This is a genomic window from Paracoccus sp. PARArs4 (genome assembly GCF_947311865.1).
Lineage (GTDB): Bacteria > Pseudomonadota > Alphaproteobacteria > Rhodobacterales > Rhodobacteraceae > Paracoccus > Paracoccus zeaxanthinifaciens.
In genome coordinates this window covers 72,995-90,176 of record NZ_CAMZMW010000009.1, presented here as the reverse complement: position 1 = coordinate 90,176, position 17,182 = coordinate 72,995, and the positions used below count along the sequence as shown (strand labels likewise).

Below are 17,182 nucleotides of genomic sequence, written 5' to 3'. Positions count from 1 at the left end.
CTTTTCGGCGTGGGCGAGGTCCACCGGTACGAACGCTGCTGGGCAATCAATCGTGGGAACAGCGCGATGCCGACGCGATATTCGGTAGGCGGTTTTCTTGCGACTACCAGATTTGGTTGGCGTGGCTTTGGCCGTTGGTTTAGAAGGGGTGCAGTTCACCACGCCTTAACAGTGGGAACGCAATAAGAACTCTACACGAGGGCGAGCCACATGAACTTCATCGCGTTGGAATCTAAGCAGAAATTGCGCGGTGGATACTACACTCCGAACGATCTTGCCGCCTTCCTGACTCGCTGGGTTGCGCCCACCAAGGGCTCACGCGTCTTGGAGCCCAGCTGCGGCGACGGCGCATTCTTCCCCACACTGGAGGGGACTGAGGCCAGCGTCACTGCGTTCGAGCTGGCACCCGAAGAAGCCGCCAAGGCAGCCGCGCGGGGTCTTCCCGACTGCACGGTGTACAACCGCGACTTCCTCGGCTGGGCGCTAGAAAGCAGGAGCGGCCAGTTCGATGCGGTAGTCGGTAATCCGCCTTTCGTTCGCTACCAGTATCTGCCTGCCGCCTTTCAGACTAATGCCGAACGGGTGTTCGCGCGACTGGGTTGCAAGTTCACGAAGCACACGAATGCTTGGGTGCCATTCATCCTCGCGTCGATGGAATTGCTGCGCCCCGGCGGGCGTCTGGCGATGGTAGTTCCGTCCGAGATCGTACACGTCATGCACGCGCAGTCTCTGCGGACATATCTCGGCGAGCAGTGCCGCCGCATCGTCATCGTGGACCCGCAGGAAATCTGGTTTGAGGGCACCTTACAGGGGGCAGTTCTCTTGCTGGCGGAGAAGAAGGCTGCCCCAGACGTATACGGCGAGGGGCTGGGTATCCACCGCGTGTCTGGCCGCGACTTTCTGCGGCAAGACCCAGAAGCAGTATTCAACATTCCCCGTGCGATAAACGGCAAGACGGTACAGGGCAAATGGACTCGCGCGCTTGTGCCGCCTGCCACGCTCGCCATACTGGACTCGATAGAGGCCAGCGATGGCTTCTGCCGCTTTGCTGACGCTGCAAGGGTGGACGTGGGCATCGTCACCGGGGCCAACAAGTTCTTCCTAGTGACTGATGAGGTAGTACGACAGTACGAGCTTGAACGGTGGGCCCACCCAATGTTTGGGCGAAGCGACCACTGCCCCGGCGTGATTTATGACGATGCGCAGCACGACCGAAACGCTGCCAGCGGCAAGCCCACTAACTTTCTGTGGCTGGATCGGTCTGTCGAAGACAGCGCACAAGGCCGCGCCTACATTGCATCGGGCGAGCGAGAGAATTTTCATAAACGATACAAGTGCCGCATACGCAGCCCGTGGTACACGGTGCCCTCGGTGCACACGACAGAAGTCGGAATGCTCAAACGCAGCCACGACACGCCCCGCCTGATCCTCAATCGAGCTGGGGCCTATACGACAGATACCGCCTACCGCATTCGCGCGCTGCGCGGCACAGCGGATGCCCTAGTCTATGGCTTCTACAATAGTCTAACCGCCTTGAGCGCAGAACTGGAAGGGCGTCACTACGGTGGCGGCGTTCTGGAACTCGTGCCCAGCGAGATCGAGAAGCTGCTATTGCCCGCCCCAGAGGCTATTGCGCCAGATGTGGAGCGACTGGACCGAATGGTGCGGCAGGATGCAGTGGCCGACACGCTAGAGGTACAATCGGAAGCCGTGCTAGGTGCGTTGACCAAGAACGAACAGATGGAACTGCTCGCGGCGTGGGCTATGCTCCGTGACCGACGGCACCGCCTACCTACTTAATCAATTTCAATGACATACCGACCCATAGCCGACGCAGGTTGGTACAGCTTAAGAGTGCGTCCGACTAGACCTGGTTGCTTAATATGGTTGGTCGCACCAGCCCAGTGCAATCCGGTTGTGTAGTTGCCCTGTCCAGCAGCCCAAGATGGTTTGTGGCTCAAAGGCATGTCGAAGTCACCGACATACACGCCAGCAATGATCAGCGAGGTCGGCGCAACTGCTTCGTCTTTCTGCGCAACTGAATTGTAGTTCCAGCTCAAACTTGAGAACACTTGATTTCGGAAGTACGTTGTCTGGTCAATAACTATACCGCCAATCTTGTATCTTGCTTGCGTTAGTCGCAAAACTCCCGGCGCGTGTCCGGGGTTAAGCTGGAGATCGGAGGCAGGAAGGCTCGGTTTTGACCATACCAATTGTCCATAGATCGGAGGCGAGGCAGGCAGCCCACCGGTAGGCGCTGTCGTACTAAGTTTTGGTTTCTTTGTCTTCGTTTTCTTCGGTGAGCCCTTGAACGGCAAGTTAATTCGAGGCTTGCTCGTAGTACTGCCTTGAGTGCCAGAACCAAAGGCAGTCTGCGTCTTGGGATTTCGTTCGTCTTCGAGGATACCCTGCCTCATCAAATCAACGATTTGACGCCCATTTAATATTCGGAAGCAATGCTGTGGGTGATTATTTATAAGATCGTCGAACCCATCCGTTATTGCGTCAACAAACGCTTTGTCAGAGGCGTCCGCCAGATCCAACTCGATATCAGATCCGAGTTCAATATTGTTGAACAAACCCGCATGAGTTAAGTTTGCACTACCGACTATAGCCCGTGCCTGGTCATCACCCGTTGCCATAAAGGTCTTTGGGTGAAAAATTCGACTTCTGGTCGCGGTGTCCAGCGCATAGAGTTCAACCCCCAGCTTCAATAAGGCAGCCGTGGCTTGCGCCGTCGTTGAACCGTTGCGTACACCGATGAATGCCCTGCAAACCTTTGCAACTGGACCAAGTGCTGTGGACACCGCTGCAACCCCCGCTGAATTGCAAAATGCAGATGAGAGAACTAGCCGCTCGAGCCAAGGCTGACTTACCAACGAAACAAGTTGGGTTGCGTGTTGCTGTCCGCCTACCAGAGGCTGAAATATTGCTTTAATTCTTGCCACGTCAGAACATCCAAATCCTCAGACTGAAGCCGTTCCCACTAGTGAGAACAGCTTCAAGGCAGTGACGCATGGAGCATCACCAACGGCTTGACTTCTAATCATTATCTGACTTGCAACGCGGGCGCGAGTGCGAAAGGCTGGTCCCGCCATGAAGATGCTGCTTGCCAAGTATGGACTAGGGTATGCTCGCTGGTCCGTTGCAGTTCAGCACGAGCGGCTGGCGCGACAATGCTGTGCGGCAGCTTGAGCTGGAGGACCGTGTTGTAGTGGCGGGGTTCCACCCGGAGGCCTACGCTGATCGCCAGAGAACCGAACTTCACGTGCATGCCAACTGATCCGCTACGCAGGCGAGCGTATCAAACATCGGAATGGTTCGAACCCAGGTCCATTCTACCCGAGCACCACTGAAATCGAAATGTTTAGGTGGCCGCGAAATTATCTATTGTATTTCAGATGCTTGCAGGCTCTGCACCAAATCGGCGCAGTCATCAGGTCCGGAGAATATCGGCCGTCAGAGACCGCTTCCGGGCCTCCTCGCGACGACGCCAGTGCTCAGCCCCTCCCGCATAACCCTCGAATACAACGAGAAAATCCGGCCGCAGCCGGATCGGGAGAACGCTTTCGCGAGGGCAAGTGGCGGAGCGAGAGGGATTCGAACCCTCGAGACGGTTTCCCGCCTACACACTTTCCAGGCGTGCGCCTTCGACCACTCGGCCACCGCTCCGTCGGGCAGGGTCTAGCCCGTGTCGGCGGGCGGTGCAAGATGCATGTCAGAGTTTCGAGATACGCTTCTGCAACTCTGCCAATTGGCGACGGATTTCGGCCATATCCTGACCGTCCTCGGCGGGCTTGGCGTCGCCGCCTTCGGCCATCTCGTCGGGCTCGGGCCCGGAACTGCCGGTCCATCCGCCCATCATGGCGCGCATGAACGCCTGCTGCTGGCGCTGCATCGCGTCGAAGCCCGGCACGTTCGTCATCGGATGGGGCATCTGGGCCATGTTCTCCATCAGCTTCGACTGCCCCTGGCGCAGGATCTCGAAGCTGGCGGCCAGGAATTGCGGAACGACCGACTGCGCGCTGCTGGTATAGCTGCGCACCAGGTCGTTCAGAACCTCCAGCGGCAGGACGCTCTCGCCGCGGCTCTCATGCTCGGCGATGATCTGCAGCAGGTACTGGCGCGTCAGGTCGTCGCCCGATTTCAGATCGACGATGCGGACCTCGCGCCCGTCGCGGATGAAGGTCGCGATATCCTCGAGCGTGACATAGTCGCTGGTCTCGGTGTTGTAGAGGCGGCGGCTTGCGTAACGCTTGATCAGCAGGGGCGCTTTTTCGGCGGCCATCTCGGCTCCTTGCGGTCGTTTCAGGCATGATGGAAGCCAAGTCGGCAAAACGCAAAGGAAAAACGCAAGAAGGGGCGGCACTCGGCCACCCCTTCCCGTCAACACCTTGTTGCGATCACTTCGCGGCGGCGGTCGTCTTCTTGACGGCGGCGCTGGTTTCGCGCGTCGCCTTCTCGGCCACCTTCTGCGCGTCGGCAGCCATGTCCTTGCCGGCGGTCAGCATCAGGTCGACGGTGTCCATCTGAACCTTCTTGGCCACTTCGGCGAAGGCGGCCATGTGCTCGGCAGCCATCTCGGCCGAGGCCGAAGCGAAGTCGCTCATGGCCTTCGCATAGTCGGTCGGCTCTTCCTTGACGACGGCCAGTTCGCCCATGCGCGCGATCGAGTCCTTGGCCCAGGTGGACGAGATCTCGGTCGAACGCTCGGCGGCACCCAGCGCGATCTTGGCGAATTTCTCGCCCATGGCGGTCTGGGACTTCATGGCTTCCTGCATCGAGCTGGTGTCGATCGGGAAGTTCGCCATCATGTCCTGCATGGTCTTGGTGAAATCGGGGGTCTTGGCCATAACTTTCTGCTCCTGTCATGCGGCGACGAGAGAGAGGGAGGAACGTTTCGCCGCGTTTTCAACACAACCCGAATATGGATGCTGCACCGCAGCATTTCAAGGTTTTTCTGCTGCACTGCAGCGAAACCACGGGTTGCGCAGGACATGCCGGACAAGTCCTTGAACTTGCTGGAACGGAACCCCGCTTCAGCCCGCGCGCTCGTGGACATAGCTGCCCGGAGCAGGCTCGATCCCGTTCTCGGGGTGGCGCGCATCGACCATCGGGCCCGCGCGCTCGGCCAGCCATTCGCCCCAGCGCGGCCACCAGCTGCCCTCGTGGAAGTCGGTCGATTCGCGCCAGGCGTCATGCCCCTGATCGAAGCCCCCCTGCCCCGCGTAATGCCCGTATTTCACGCGGCTGGGCGGGTTCACGATCCCCGCGACATGGCCCGATTCCGACAGGATGAAGGTCTTGTCGCGCGACCCCATCCTGGCAAAGCCGCGCCAGCAATCCTTCCACGGGGCGATGTGGTCGGCCTCGCAGGCGATGGCGCAGATGGGCAGGGCGACATCCGACAGGCGCAGATCATGGCCCATCAGCCGGAAGCCGTCGGTCGCGAATTCGTTGCGCTGGCACAACCCGCGCAGGTACTGGATCGCCATCCGCCCCGGCAGGTTCGTGCTGTCGCCGTTCCAGAACAGCAGATCGAAGGCGGGCGGCGTCTCGCCCATCATGTAGCTGCGGATCGCAGGCCCCCACACGAGGTCGTTGGCGCGAAGGAAGCTCATGGTGCGCGACATCAGCCCCGCCCGCATCAGCCCGTGGGCATTCACCTCCTGCTCGATCCCGTCGACGAAATCGTCCTGCAGGAAGTTCACGAACTCTCCCTGCTCGGAAAAGTCGGTCAGCGTGGTGAACAGCGTCGCGGCATTCACGCGGTCGTCGCCCCGTTGCGCCAGCAGCGCCAGCGTCAGCGACAGGGTCGTGCCGGCGATGCAGTAGCCGACCGCGTTCAGCTTCGGCTGGCCGGTCAGATCACGCACGCGGTCCATCGCCTCCAGGTAGGCCTCGACGTAATCCTCGATCCCCACCTCGGAGAAGCTTGCATCGGGGTTCTTCCAGCTGACGACGAACAGGCTGTGGCCCTGTTCCAGCAGCCACTGGATCATGCTGTTCTTGGGCTTCAGGTCCAGGATGTAGAACTTGTTGATCCAGGGCGGAAAGACGATCAGCGGCGTCTCGTGGACCTGTTCGGTCATGGGCGCGTACTGGATCAGCTCGAACAGGCGCGACCGGTGGACGACCTGCCCCGGCGTGGTGCCGATATTCTCGCCCACGGCAAAGGCCTTGCGGTCGGCCAGCGACACGATCATCTCGCCGCCATGCTGTTCGATGTCGCGCACGAGGTTCTCCAGCCCGCGCACGAGGCTTTCGCCCTCGGTCTCGATCGCGCGTTCCAGCGCGTCGGGATTGGTCGCGAGGAAGTTCGTGGGCGCCATCATGTCCACGATCTGGTTCGTCAGCCAGCCGATGCGCTTGCGCGCGACCTCGTCCGGCAGCTCCAGCCCGGCGGCCGCGTCCTTCAACGCGCGCGCGTTCGTCTGGTACTGCCGCTTGACCAGGTTGAAATAGGGGTGGTTCTGCCACAGCGGGTTGGCAAAGCGCTTGTCCGCGGGGGCGTCGTCCTCGGGGGCGGTCCATTGCCCCTGCGACAGCGCCTGCTGCGCGCGGGCATAATTCGCCAGCGTCTCGCCCCAATAGCTGACCTGCATCTCGATCATGCGCGAGGGCTGCTCGGTCAGGGTCTTCAGGAACCCCTCGGCGGCGGTCCGATAGAGATCGGGCCCCGGCGCCTCGACATTGGGGTTGGGCATGGCGCGTTCGGCAAAGGCGGCAAGCAGGCGATGGCCCAGCTGTTCGATCCGCTCGATGTTCTGGGCCAGCTTCTGCGCGGTGGGCGCGTGCCCTGCCCCCGCGATGCGGTCCAGCGCCTCTTGGGCGGGTGCGGGATCCGCCGTGACGCGGGGTTCCGGTGCCGTCTTCTTGGCCGCCGGACGTCGCTTGGGGCCAGGTTTCGCGGGCTTTTTCGAAGCTTTCGCGTCAACCTCCCCTGCAGCAAGATTTTTTCGCGTGCCGCGTGTCTGCCTTGCCATGACGGACGTTCCCCCCTAGTTATTCCTTGGATGATACGCGCAGCCCCGCCAAGGCGTAAACCCGGCAATTCGGGACCGTGACACTGGCATGACGGGCGCAACCAGCGGAGGTGTCATGACGGTCAAGGGTGTGAAGGGGATCATCTCCTACGACGCGATGGAGACGATCCGGAACACGAACGAATGGCTGGGCGCGACCGCCCGCGCCATCGGCGGATACCCGGCCTTCGCGCTGGCGCCGAACCCGATGTTCAGGATGATGGCGGCCTGGGGCAAGGTCACCGAACGCAGCTTCTCGCGCATGGTGATCAAGCCGGACTGGGAAATCCCCGCCATCGCGGGCGAGGACGGACAGGACCACATCGTCTATGTCGAACCCGAACTGAAGCGCCCCTTCGGCGACCTGATCCGCTTTCGCGTCGCGCGCCGTGACCCCAAGCCGCGCAAGGTCCTGCTGGTCGCGCCCATGTCCGGCCATTACGCGACGCTGATGCGCTCCACCGTGACCTCGCTGCTGCCCGATTGCGATCTCTATGTGACCGACTGGCACAATGCCCGCGACATCCCCGTCAGCGAAGGCAAGTTCGACGTCGAGGATTACACCGCCTATCTCGTGGACTTCATCCGCCACCTTGGCCCGGACGTCCATGTCATCGCCGTCTGCCAGCCCGCGCCCCTTGCGCTGGCCGCGACCGCCATCCTGGCCGAGGACACCCCCGAGGCCCAGCCCCGCACGCTGACGCTGATCGGCGGGCCGGTGAACCCGGACGCCGCCGCGACCGAGGTGACGGATTTCGGCAACCGCGTCACCATGGGCGAGCTGGAGCACCTCGTGATCCAGTCGGTCGGCTTCAAGTATCGCGGCGCCGGGCGCATGGTCTATCCGGGCCTTGCGCAGCTGGGCAGCTTCATCGCCATGAACGCCGAGAACCACGCCAAGGCATTCGCCGACCAGATCTTCGCCGAGGCGCGCGGCACCGCCTCCGAGGGCGACAAGCACAACCGCTTCTATGACGAATACCTGGCCGTCATGGACATGACCGCCGAATTCTACCTCTCGACGGTCGAGCGGATCTTCAAGAACCTCGAGATCGCCGAGAACCGCTTCGAGGTGAACGGTCGCAGCGTCGATATCGGCAAGATCACCTCGACCGCCGTGATGACGGTCGAAGGGGCGAACGACGACATCTCGGCCCCCGGCCAATGCGTCGCGGCGCTGGACCTGTGCACGGGCGTGCCCGATGCCCGCAAGGCGCAGCACCTGGAACCCGGCGCGGGCCATTACGGCATCTTCGCGGGCAAGTCCTGGCGCCTGAACATCCGCCCGCTGGTCCTGGACTTCATGGACGAGGCCACCTCGCAGCCCGAGACGCAGGCCACGCGCAAGCGCCGCCGGTCGCGGCAGGCGCAGGACGATTGCGGCGTGAACGACCCGATGGACAGCGGCAAGATCGCCGTCTGAACGGTCACGGAACCCGGCCCCCGCGGGGGCCGTTTCCCTTTCCGAAGATCGCAACATGCGACGGAAAGGAAACGCGATGACCGAACATCACGAAAACGCCGACAAGTTCTGGAAACGTCTCGACGATGTGCGCAGCGGGATGCTGGGCACCACCGGAGAGGCGCGCCTGATCCCCATGTCGCATTACGCCGACCGCGAACATCGCGTCCTGTGGTTCATCACCGCACGCGACACCGAACTGGCCAAGGACCTGGCATCGGGATCGAAGCCCGGCGTCCATGTCGTCTCGGACGGGGGCGAAGGCATCTATACCCGCTGCCACGGTCGCCTGTCGCTGTCGGACGACCGCGCCAAGCTCGAGGATCTGATGGGCGGCGTGGCCTCTGCCTGGTTCGACCAGGGCCAGAAGGACCCGGACGCGCAGCTGGTCCGCATGGACCTGACCGAGGCCGAGGTCTGGACGACCGAGGGCAGCCTTGCCTTCATGTATCACATCGCCAAGGCCAAGGTGACGGGCGAGACGCCGGATGTCGGCAAGCACTTCGCCCTGACCTTCTGACCAAACTCAGATCCCGCGGATCCAATCCGCGATCACCCTCGTCAGCCCGGCCGTCTGGCCGGGCGACAACGCATCCCCCGCCAGCACATGGCTGGAAGGATCGTCCTCCTGCCCCATCTGCACAAGACGCGTCGCGACCGGTCCCTGCCAGTCGTCGGTGCGTTTTCGGATGGCCTGCGGATCGACGACCATGTCCCCCTCGGACCAGATGAACAGCGCGGGCTGGACGGCATCGTCCCTTGCCGCGCGCGACCATTGCAGCACCTTGGCCAGCGGCAACAGCGCGGCGACGGGATAGCAGCTGGTCCACCCCTTCGCGTGATCCTCGGACAGGGTTTCGAAGCACCGCTCACGGCCCGCGACCAGCGGCATCCAGTGGCGCACGAAGGGCAGGTCCAGCATCCGCGCCGCCCGCGACCTGACGGCATAATTGGCCGAGACCAGCACCACCCCGTCGATCTGCGGCCCCAGCACCTCGTCGCGCGCCGCCAGGTCGGCCAGCGTCGCCCCGGTCGAGGTTCCGATGACCACGACCCGCCGCCCCAGCCGATGCCCGACCGCGATCGCCTCGGCCGTGTCGCGCCACCAGTCCCGCGCCGTGGCCTGCGCCAGCGCATCGCCGTCCTGCCCGTGCCCCGTCAGCCGCGTGACGAACAGGTTCGCACCCAGTTCCCATGCCAGATCTTCGGGCAGCGGACGCAGTTCCATGGGCGAGGCCGAGAACCCGTGCAGGTAGACCAGCGCGATATCGGTGGTCCCACCGGGATCGCCGGCCCATTGCAGCCGGGCGGAGACCTCGGGGGCGATGCCATCCTCGCGGGCAGTCAGCCATGCCTGCAGGTCTTCGGGCAGATCGACCAGCGGCGCGGGTCCGGGATGGCGCGGCCACAGCGTCCAGACCGCCGCCGCCACGACCAGCGCGGCCAGAACCCTAGCCCAGAACATCTTCGATCGCCTCGACCGTCAGACCCAGACAGGCCTCCGAGGAAAAGCGGTGATCCGCGCCCTTGACCAGCGTCAGGCGGATGTCGTCGCCGCGCGCATGGTCCAGCAGGTCCAGCGCCCATTGCGCCGGCACATCGGCATCGGCCGTCCCCTGCAGCAGCCGCACCGGAAAAGGCAGATCCAGCGCGCGATCCATCACCAGGTTCTCGCGCCCATCCTCGATCAGGCGGCGGGTGATGGGATAGGGCGCGTCGTAATCGCTCGGGCGCATGACGACGCCGTCGCGCATCAGGCGGTCGCGGGTCGCATCGTCCATCCCCGCCCAGAAGCCGCGTTCGGTGAAATCGGGGGCCGCGGCGATGGTCACCAGTCCCGCCACGCGCTGCGGCATGGCGCGCCCGATCAGCAGGCTGATCCAGCCGCCCATCGACGACCCGACCAGCACCTGCGGCCCGTCGGTCAGCGTCTCGATCACGGCGCGGGCGTCGGCGGCCCAGTCCCCGATGCAGCCATCCTCGAACCGTCCGCCGCTGTCGCCGTGACCGCTGTAATCGAAGCGCAGGAAGGCACGACCTGTGCGTTCGGCCCATTGCTGCAGGTGCAGTGCCTTGGTGCCGGTCATGTCGGACATGAACCCGCCAAGGAACACCACGCCCGGCCCCTTCCCCGCCGTCTGATGGAAAGCGATGCGGCGTCCGTCTGCGGTCTCGATGCTGCGGCTCATGGCGGGCTCCTGTCGGGATCGGTTGCGTTTTCATGGTGATAGGGCATCGCGCGCCCGCAGGGAACCGCCGCATGACTTGACAGGGGGGCGGCCACGGGTCATGCGTTGCGCCCGACATAACCCGCAACCGGGCGTTCCGTGGGCGCCAAACCGACGAGGAGGACGCGATGTCCCAGATCTCCCTCACCTTTCCCGATGGCAATTCGCGCGACTACGACGCAGGCGTGACCGCCGCGCAGGTGGCCGAAAGCATCGCCCCCAGCCTGGCCAAGCGCGCGATCAGCGCCAGCCTCGATGGCAAGCATATCGACCTGGCCTGGCCGATCACCGCAAGCGGCGCGATCGCGATCCACACGCTGAAGGACGAAGAACAGGCGCTGGAGCTGATCCGCCACGATTTCGCCCATGTCATGGCCCGCGCCGTGCAGGAGATCTGGCCGGACGTGAAGGTCACCATCGGGCCGGTCCGCGATCATGGCTGGTTCTACGATTTCGACCGGGCCGAGCCCTTCACCCCCGAGGATCTGGGCCAGATCGAGGCGAAGATGAAGGAGATCATCAACGCCCGCGAACCCGTCCGCACCGAGGTCTGGGACCGCGCCCGCGCCGTCGCCCATTACGAGGCCGCGAACGAGCCGTTCAAGGTAGAGCTGATCGACCGCATCCCCGAGGGCGAGGATCTGCGGATGTACTGGCATGGCGACTGGCAGGACCTGTGCCGTGGTCCGCACCTGCAAAACACCGGCCAGCTGCCCGCCGATGCCTTCAAGCTGACCCATATCGCGGGCGCCTACTGGCTGGGCGATGCGACGCGCCCGATGCTGCAGCGCATCTATGGCGTGGCCTTCCGCAACAAGGACGACCTCAAGGCGCATCTGCACATGCTGGAAGAGGCCGCCAAGCGCGACCACCGCAAGCTGGGCCGCGAGATGGACCTGTTCCACATGCAGGAAGAGGCGCCGGGCCAGATCTTCTGGCATCCGAACGGCTGGAACATCTATACCACGCTGCAGGATTACATGCGCCGCAAGCAGCGCGCCGACGGCTATGTCGAGGTGAACACCCCGCAGGTCGTCAGCCGCAAGCTGTGGGAGGAATCCGGCCACTGGGAAAACTACCAGGAGAACATGTTCATCGTCGAGGTCGACGAGGATCACGCGCGGACCAAGACGGTCAACGCGCTCAAGCCGATGAACTGCCCCTGCCACGTGCAGATCTTCAATCACGGCCTGAAATCCTATCGCGACCTGCCGCTGCGCATGGCCGAATTCGGGTCCTGCAACCGCTATGAACCGTCGGGGGCGCTGCACGGGATCATGCGCGTGCGCGGCTTCACGCAGGACGATGCGCATATCTTCTGCACCGAGGATCAGATCGAGGCCGAGACGAAGAAATTCATCGAGTTCCTGGCCGGGATCTATGCCGATCTGGGCTTCACGGGCTGGCGGATCAAGCTGTCCACGCGCCCCGAGAAGCGCATCGGGTCCGACGAAAGCTGGGACCGGGTCGAGGCCGCGTTGGGCAATGCCTGCCAGGCCGCGGGCTATGACTATACCATCTTCCCCGGTGAAGGCGCGTTCTACGGGCCCAAGCTGGAATTCGTGCTGACCGACGCCATCGGCCGCGACTGGCAATGCGGCACGCTGCAGGTGGACCCGAACCTGCCGGAACGTCTGGACGCCGAATATGTCGGCCAGGACGGGCACAAGCACCGCCCGATCATGCTGCACCGCGCGGTCCTGGGCAGCTTCGAGCGTTTCATCGGCATCCTGATCGAGAACAGCGCCGGCAAACTGCCCTTCTGGCTGGCCCCGCGCCAGGTTGTGGTTGCATCCATCGTCTCGGACGCCGATGATTACGTGCACGAGGTCGTTTCGGCGCTTCAGGCCGCCGGCATCCGCGCCGAGGCCGACACCCGGAACGAGAAGATCAACTACAAGGTCCGCGAGCATTCCGTCGCCAAGGTCCCCGCGATCCTGGCCATCGGCATGAAAGAGGTCGAGACCCGCAGCGTTTCCATGCGCCGCCTTGATCAGCAAGGCAGCCGGACGCTGACCCTCGACGAGGTCGTGGACCAGCTTTCGACCGAAGCGACCGCGCCCGATCTGCGCTGACAAGGCACCAGATCGAGGGCCGTCACGAATCTTATTGCAGGCGCGGCTGATTCCGGGCAGTTCGCGCTTGCGTTTTTATGCGATTCGGGCATGCTCGCACCTGCGTGAGCGAAGACTTTCTACCGCCTCCCTTCGGGGCAGCCGGAAGACCGAAAGCGGGCTGCACGGCCTGGCGCAATCCTGCGTCGGGATGACTTGAAGGAGATACGGTTATGGCGACCGGAACGGTAAAGTGGTTCAACGCCACCAAAGGTTATGGCTTCATCGCCCCCGATGAGGGTGGCAAGGACGTGTTCGTCCACATCTCGGCAGTTGAACGCGCCGGGCTGACGGGCCTGCAGGACAACCAGAAGATCGGTTACGAACTGCAGTCGGGCCGCGACGGCCGCGCCTCGGCTTCGGATCTGCGCCTCCTCTGAGACGTGATCTACCGAAACGGCCCGTTTGCGCGGGCCGTTTTTCTTTGGCAGAAGGGGCGCTTCGCAAACGCCATCCGTTCCGCCAAGGACACCCCCAAAGTCCTTCCCATGGCGGAACCGCCCATCGCAAGGACATGACATGACCCGTCTCGACATCTTCGCGGACCCGGTCTGCCCCTGGAGCCTTATCGGCAAGCTGGAACTGGACCGCGCGCTGGAAAGCCGCCCGGATCACCCCTTCGCCGTCACCTGGCATCCCTTTCGCCTGAACCCCCAGATCGCCGCCGAGGGCGTGGATCGCATCGCGCATCTGAAGGCCACGATGGGCGCCGACGGGGCCGAGGCCATGCGCCTGCTGGTCGAACAATCCGCCGCGATGGGCCTGACCCTGAACCCGGCCGAGCGTGAACCCAATACCCTGGACGCCCACCGCCTGATGCACTGGGCGGGCCTCGAACAGGCGCAGTCGCGCGTCATGTCCGGCCTGATGCGCGCCCATTGGCAAGAGGCCCGCGACATCGCCGACCATGCCGAACTGGGCGCGATCGCGGCGCAGGCCGGGATGGATCGCGACATGGTGCTGCGCCTTCTGGCCAGCGATGCCGACCGCGACGAGGTGAACACCCGCGAACTGCATGCGCGCGAACGCGGCATCTCGGTCTGCCCGACCTTCATCGTGGCCGATGCCCATGCCGTGACGGGCGCGCAACCCGCCAAGCTGTGGCAGAGCGTCATCGACGAGATCGCCGCGCAGGGCTGAAAGCCTTGCAGACTGTGCAATTTCGGCCTATCTGCATTGGGGTAACCGACAGGTGGACCCCATGACAGACATCGCCGCACCGGGGATGGCGCCGCAACGGCGGCTGCCCTTGCCCGAATTCATCGCGATGCTGGCCTTTCTCTTTGCCAGCATCGCCTTCTCGATCGACGCGATGCTGCCCGCCCTGCCGGACATCGCGGCCGAGCTGACGCCGCAGAACGTGAACCGCGCCCAGCTGATCCTGACGGCCTTCATGGCGGGCATGGGGTCCGGCACGCTGTTCGCGGGGCCCATCTCGGACGCGTTGGGGCGCAAGCGGACGATCACCCTGGGGTTCGCCATCTACAGCATCGGCGCGATCGCCGCGCTCTATGCGAACTCGTTGGAGCTGCTTCTGGCGGCGCGCTTCGTGCAGGGCGTCGGCGCATCGGGCCCGCGCATCGTCGGGCTGGCGCTTGTGCGCGATCTCTATGACGGCCGAGAGATGGCGCGCATCACCAGCTTCGTGATGATGATCTTCATCATGGTCCCGGCCATCGCGCCCACGCTCGGGGCCGCGATCATCGCGGTCGCGGGCTGGCACGGGGTGTTCTTGGCCTTCCTGGGCTTTGCCGCGATCGGCGCGACCTGGCTGAACCTGCGCCAGGCCGAGACCCTGCCCCCCGAACGCCGCCGCCCGCTGCGCGTCGCGACCCTGACCGCCGCCGCGAAGGAGGTCGTCGGCAACCGCCAGGTCATGCTGGCGACGGTGGTTCTGACCCTGGGCTTCGGGCAGATGTTCGGGCTTCTGTCCTCGGCCCAGCAGCTTTTCGGGCAGACCTATGGCAAGGGCGAGCATTTCCACCTGTGGTTCGCCGCGATGGCCCTTCTGTCGGGGTCGGGAACGGTGCTGAACGCGACCTTCGTGATCCGCTTCGGCATGCGCCGCATCGCGAAATGGGCCTATGTGATGCAGACGGTGGTGTCCTCGGTCACGCTGGTCCTGATGCTGACGGGCGTGCTGCCGCAGGCGCTGGCCTTCCCTGTCTTCTTCTTCTGGGCGGTCAGCGTGTTCTTCATGGCGGGCGTCACGTTCGGCAACCTGAACGCGCTGGCATTGCAGCATATGGGCCATATCGCGGGCATGGCCGCGTCGATCATCGCGGCGATATCCACCCTTGCGGCGGTGGTGATCGCGATCCCCGTCGGGCTGCTCTATGACGGGACGGCAGTGCCTGCGGTGGCGGCGACGCTGATCTGTTCCGCGCTGGCGTGGGTCCTGATGCGCAGGCTTCAGGATTGACGAAGGGGGCCGCGTGGGCCCCCTTTCTGATTCAGGCCGCCACCCCTTCGGGCAGCTTGGCGCCGGTCATGTAGGCCACGGCGTCCGACATCGAATGTTCCTTGGGATCGATGGTGCACAGCCTGCGGCCCAGCCGGTGGATGTGGATGCGGTCCGCCACCTCGAAGACATGCGGCATGTTGTGGCTGATCAGCACGATCGGGATCCCGCGCGAACGCACGTCCTGGATCAGGTCCAGCACCCGGCGGCTTTCCTTGACGCCAAGCGCGGCGGTCGGCTCGTCCAGGATGATCACACGGCTGCCGAAGGCCGCGGCGCGCGCGACGGCGACGCCCTGGCGCTGACCGCCCGAAAGCGTCTCGACCGGCTGGCCGATGTTCTGGATCGTCATCAGCCCCAGTTCTGACAGCTTCTGGCGGGCGAACTCGTCCATGGCGGGCTTGTCCAGCATGCGGAACCACTTGCCCATGACGCCCGGCTTGCGGATCTCGCGGCCCATGAACATGTTGTCGGAAATCGACAGCGCGGGGGACAGGGCCAGCGTCTGGTACACGGTCTCGATCCCCGACTTGCGGGCATCCAGCGGGCTGTCGAAGCTGATCTTCTCGCCGCCCAGGCGGATCTCGCCCTCGTCGGGGCGGACCGCGCCGGACAGCGCCTTGATCAGGCTGGACTTGCCCGCGCCGTTATCGCCGATGACGGCCAGGATCTCTCCGGGATAGAGGTCGAAATCCGCGCCGTCCATGGCGGTGACGCGGCCATAGCGTTTGACGAGGCCCCGTGCGGACAGGATGGGATCGGTCATGACGACACCTTTCTGATCCATTGGTCGATTGCCACGGCAAGGATGATCAGCCAGCCCGTCGCGAACAGCTGCCACAGCACGTCGACACCTGCCAGCCGCAGCCCGGAATTGAACACGCCCACGATCAGCGCGCCGATCAGCGGCCCAAGGATCGAGCCGCGCCCGCCGAAGAGCGAGATGCCGCCGATCACCACCGCGGTGATGGATTCGAGGTTGGCCTCGAAGAACGAGGTCGGGCTGATCGAGCCGACGCGACCGATCGACGACCATGCCGCCAGCGCGCAGATGACGCCCGCCACGACATAGACCGACATCAGCACCTGCCGGGTCTGGATCCCCGCGAGGCCCGCGGATTCGGGATCGTCACCCACCGCGTAGACGCGCCGCCCCCATGCCGTCTTGTAGAGCGCATAGTAGAGCACCGCGAAGACGACCAGCATCAGGATCACGCCATAGGTCAGCACCGCGCCGCCCAGGTTGAAACGCTCGCCGAAGAATTTCAGCATCGGCGCTTCGGCGTCCAGCGTCTGGCTTCGCAATGTCTCGCGCCCCGAGACGTAGTAGTTCAGCGCCAGGAAGATGTTCCAGGTGCCAAGCGTGGTGATGAAGGGCGGCAGCTTCAGGCGCGTCACCAGGAGGCCGTTCAGCCCGCCGGTCGCCGCGCCGCAGATCAGGCCCGCAAGGATCGCCAGCGGCACCGGAACGCCGAAATTGACGGCCAGCTGCCCCATCACGACCGAGATCAGCACCATCACGGCGCCCACCGACAGGTCGATGCCCGCGGTCAGGATCACCAGCGACTGCGCCGCCGCAAGCGTGCCGACCACGGCCACCTGCTGCAGGATCAGCGACAGGTTGAACGCCGAGAAGAAGTTGGGAGAGATCAGCCCGAAGGCGATCAGCGACAGCACCAGCACGATGACCGGGACCATGGTCGGGTATTGGTGCAGGAAATGCTGCACGCGGTCCAGCGGACGGCGGTGGCGGTGGTCGAAGCTTGCAACCTTGTCGTTGGCATTGCGCTCGACCACGGGATCGGGGGTGTCGGACATCGACGTCTCCGTGGGAATGCGGGGGGGATGGCGGCCCATGCGCCGCCATCCCGTTATCGGGAAATCAGGCGGGC

At 64.1% G+C, this 17,182-nt stretch carries 15 protein-coding genes and 1 tRNA gene; 7 read left to right on the top strand and 9 right to left on the bottom strand.

Features of this window, described 5'->3' with window-relative positions:
• The first annotated feature begins 210 nt into the window (after positions 1-210).
• Positions 211-1,800, top strand: a complete 1,590-nt coding sequence (locus tag QMZ16_RS09370; RefSeq protein WP_282603038.1) for an N-6 DNA methylase — start codon at positions 211-213, stop codon at positions 1,798-1,800.
• Here QMZ16_RS09370 and QMZ16_RS09365 read toward each other — a convergent pair.
• The 5 genes from QMZ16_RS09365 to phaC form a co-directional block, all read right to left on the bottom strand.
• A complete protein-coding gene (locus tag QMZ16_RS09365) occupies positions 1,797-2,807 on the bottom strand; it encodes a phospholipase D family protein (protein ID WP_282603037.1) in 1,011 nt (336 codons plus the stop codon). The genes QMZ16_RS09370 and QMZ16_RS09365 overlap by 4 nt on opposite strands.
• A gap of 775 nt (positions 2,808-3,582) precedes the next feature.
• Positions 3,583-3,672: transfer RNA gene (locus tag QMZ16_RS09360), tRNA-Ser, on the bottom strand.
• A gap of 46 nt (positions 3,673-3,718) precedes the next feature.
• The gene (phaR, locus tag QMZ16_RS09355) at positions 3,719-4,288 is read right to left on the bottom strand and encodes a polyhydroxyalkanoate synthesis repressor PhaR (RefSeq protein ID WP_022708204.1); all 570 of its coding nucleotides are present in this window, start codon (positions 4,286-4,288) and stop codon (positions 3,719-3,721) included.
• Between the two features lie 115 nt (positions 4,289-4,403).
• Positions 4,404-4,853, bottom strand: coding sequence for a phasin family protein (locus QMZ16_RS09350; protein ID WP_022708203.1), 450 nt, complete (start codon positions 4,851-4,853; stop codon positions 4,404-4,406).
• A 186-nt stretch (positions 4,854-5,039) separates the two neighbouring features.
• A complete protein-coding gene (gene phaC, locus QMZ16_RS09345) occupies positions 5,040-6,986 on the bottom strand; it encodes a class I poly(R)-hydroxyalkanoic acid synthase (protein ID WP_282603036.1) in 1,947 nt (648 codons plus the stop codon).
• 130 nt (positions 6,987-7,116) lie between these two features.
• Here phaC and phaZ point away from each other — a divergent pair, with 130 nt between their 5' ends.
• Positions 7,117-8,448: a polyhydroxyalkanoate depolymerase gene (phaZ, locus tag QMZ16_RS09340; protein ID WP_028725972.1), complete on the top strand. Its 1,332-nt coding sequence runs from the start codon at positions 7,117-7,119 to the stop codon at positions 8,446-8,448.
• Between the two features lie 76 nt (positions 8,449-8,524).
• Positions 8,525-9,007, top strand: a complete 483-nt coding sequence (locus QMZ16_RS09335) for a pyridoxamine 5'-phosphate oxidase family protein (protein WP_022708200.1) — start codon at positions 8,525-8,527, stop codon at positions 9,005-9,007.
• Between the two features lie 6 nt (positions 9,008-9,013).
• Here QMZ16_RS09335 and QMZ16_RS09330 read toward each other — a convergent pair whose 3' ends face one another.
• Positions 9,014-9,952, bottom strand: coding sequence for an alpha/beta fold hydrolase (locus QMZ16_RS09330; protein WP_282603035.1), 939 nt, complete (start codon positions 9,950-9,952; stop codon positions 9,014-9,016).
• On the bottom strand, positions 9,939-10,676 hold the full coding sequence (locus QMZ16_RS09325; protein ID WP_282603034.1) for an alpha/beta hydrolase: 738 nt from the start codon (positions 10,674-10,676) through the stop codon (positions 9,939-9,941). The genes QMZ16_RS09330 and QMZ16_RS09325 overlap by 14 nt, the downstream gene beginning before the upstream one ends.
• Before the next feature lie 167 nt (positions 10,677-10,843).
• On the opposite strand from QMZ16_RS09325, the gene thrS reads away from it, so the two are divergent.
• The 4 genes from thrS to QMZ16_RS09305 all read left to right on the top strand — a co-directional run bounded on the left by thrS (position 10,844) and on the right by QMZ16_RS09305 (position 15,251).
• Positions 10,844-12,790 (top strand): threonine--tRNA ligase, encoded by a 1,947-nt coding sequence (gene thrS / locus QMZ16_RS09320; protein WP_282603033.1) that lies wholly within the window; start codon positions 10,844-10,846, stop codon positions 12,788-12,790.
• A gap of 212 nt (positions 12,791-13,002) precedes the next feature.
• On the top strand, positions 13,003-13,209 hold the full coding sequence (locus QMZ16_RS09315) for a cold-shock protein (RefSeq protein ID WP_022708196.1): 207 nt from the start codon (positions 13,003-13,005) through the stop codon (positions 13,207-13,209).
• 139 nt (positions 13,210-13,348) lie between these two features.
• Positions 13,349-13,969, top strand: coding sequence for a DsbA family oxidoreductase (locus QMZ16_RS09310; protein ID WP_282603032.1), 621 nt, complete (start codon positions 13,349-13,351; stop codon positions 13,967-13,969).
• 61 nt (positions 13,970-14,030) lie between these two features.
• Positions 14,031-15,251, top strand: a complete 1,221-nt coding sequence (locus QMZ16_RS09305) for a multidrug effflux MFS transporter (protein WP_282603031.1) — start codon at positions 14,031-14,033, stop codon at positions 15,249-15,251.
• A 31-nt stretch (positions 15,252-15,282) separates the two neighbouring features.
• On the opposite strand, the gene QMZ16_RS09300 is transcribed toward QMZ16_RS09305, so the two are convergent.
• A complete protein-coding gene (locus QMZ16_RS09300) occupies positions 15,283-16,056 on the bottom strand; it encodes an ATP-binding cassette domain-containing protein (protein ID WP_282603030.1) in 774 nt (257 codons plus the stop codon).
• Positions 16,053-17,108 (bottom strand): ABC transporter permease, encoded by a 1,056-nt coding sequence (locus tag QMZ16_RS09295; protein WP_028725968.1) that lies wholly within the window; start codon positions 17,106-17,108, stop codon positions 16,053-16,055. The genes QMZ16_RS09300 and QMZ16_RS09295 overlap by 4 nt, the downstream gene beginning before the upstream one ends.
• Positions 17,109-17,182: the final 74 nt, after the last annotated feature.